The organism is Anoxybacillus ayderensis (genome assembly GCF_000833605.1).
Classification (GTDB): Bacteria; Bacillota; Bacilli; order Bacillales; family Anoxybacillaceae; genus Anoxybacillus; species Anoxybacillus ayderensis.
Map to the genome: position 1 here is coordinate 1 of NZ_JXTG01000047.1, position 1,531 is coordinate 1,531.

General features: G+C 37.5%; 2 protein-coding genes and 1 pseudogene. All 3 read right to left on the reverse strand.

All coding sequences use genetic code 11. From position 1 onward, the window contains the following. A pseudogene (locus tag JV16_RS14740) lies at nucleotides 1-208 on the reverse strand (IS66 family transposase); the annotation flags it as partial. Between the two features lie 195 nt (nucleotides 209-403). Then, nucleotides 404-838 carry a winged helix-turn-helix domain-containing protein gene (locus JV16_RS14745; RefSeq protein WP_021095684.1) on the reverse strand — a complete coding sequence of 145 codons (435 nt, stop codon included), beginning with the start codon at nucleotides 836-838 and terminating at the stop codon, nucleotides 404-406. A gap of 336 nt (nucleotides 839-1,174) precedes the next feature. Beyond that, nucleotides 1,175-1,531, reverse strand: a 357-nt coding sequence (locus JV16_RS14750; RefSeq protein ID WP_042536455.1) for a transposase, incomplete at its 5' end; no start/stop codon positions are given.

Here is a 1,531-nt window from a genome sequence, read left to right on the forward strand (position 1 = left end):
GCAAATGGCTATTAGAGCTGTTTTTTTTCGTGCGTGCTTCCAGCTCTTGAACGCGATATGTCAGTTGTTCATTTTCTTTGCGTAGCTGTTTGTTTTCTTGACGCAAATGTTCATTTTCTTGAATGAGTTGATGAATGAGCTGTTTTTGTTGTTGGACTTTGCTGATTAAGCTCTCAACCGTAAATACAGCTTGTTGTACCGTCAACATGCGATTCACCTCCTTGTCTATCCGTATTCACATGATAGACAGGAAAACCAAAAAATATTCAGCTCACTTTATGAGGTGGCTGAATAGTTACATTTCTCGTGTGTGAAAGGTGTCAAATAAGTGAATCATGTTTCCGTTCCCCCATCCAGAAAACTTTTTTAATGACATTTGGACTGTTTGTGTAAAACCACTTTATTATTTCTCAAATGATTGAATATGCCGTTGCAAACTTGAGATCACCTCTTTAATTTGTGTGATTAGGCGTAAATCTTCTTGGCTAACATCCAAGATGTCAATCTCATTGGCTGTTTGACGCAATTCTTTAATGGTATTATTCAAGATTGCAACGCATTTGTCGTGCAGAGTTTCTTTTTGTGGATCATAATCTTTATGATGGGCATCTTGGTTTCTTATATCGTTTATACGGTAAACCCCTCTTCTAACGGATTCGATTTTTTTTCTTTGAGCCAAGTCATATAAACTTCCGGCAAATGTTCCTTCTGTGAAATCGCTATGACTGGCTCGTTTCATCACATATTCTTTAATCTCCTCTCTTGAATGTTCTTGGCCATCAGCTAGAAACTCTAGTACATAAAATTTAATTTCTTCAGATTTGGAAGCGAACTTCATGAAGGAAACCCTCCTTTATTTATTTGATTTAATTATAGCGTTATACAAATAAGAAGTCAAGATTTAACTACAGTGTTATTTTAATAATAATTAAGATGAAAAATAAATATAATTAAAATATTAATAATATCTTTCTTAATTAATAATGGGTCTTCACCATTTTCTGTGATTTCCAATCAATCCTAGAAACATGTTAGCTGGATGAAATGGGTTCATCAGTCAAGATCCTTCTTCCGCATACAGACCATGAAGTTGGTAGAATGGAAACAGTCAAGTGCTTTCCTTGACGGGTTCCATTCTACCAACTATCATACCGATAGCGGAAGAAGGGGGCGCTTAAGCACCCTGACTACCTATAGTGTTCCCTGTACACTCCAGAAATACACGCAATCGGAACCGTTCTAGATTTCGATAGCCATATGCCCGACGTTTGATGTTTTTGATCTTGTGATTCGTTCCCTCGATTCGGGCGTTTGTATATGGGCACAAAAAGTAGGAAAGAATCGGCTCCTTCCACCTTTCAAGCGTGTTGGCTACTTCCTGAAAAGAAGCAAAAGGGCTCTGTTTGGCTAACTGAATCCATTCTTCCAAGCGTTCCTTTGCTTCGTTATATCCATCGGTTCGATAAAAATCCCGAAACAACTCTTTCAGATAATAAGCAATGGAAAGTAACGGATACTCCTCCAGGATATT

Coding starts and splice junctions, on each gene's coding strand:
- JV16_RS14745 (WP_021095684.1), bottom strand. CDS start 838: ATGAAGTTCGCTTCCAAATCTGAAGAAATTAAATTTTATGTACTAGAG.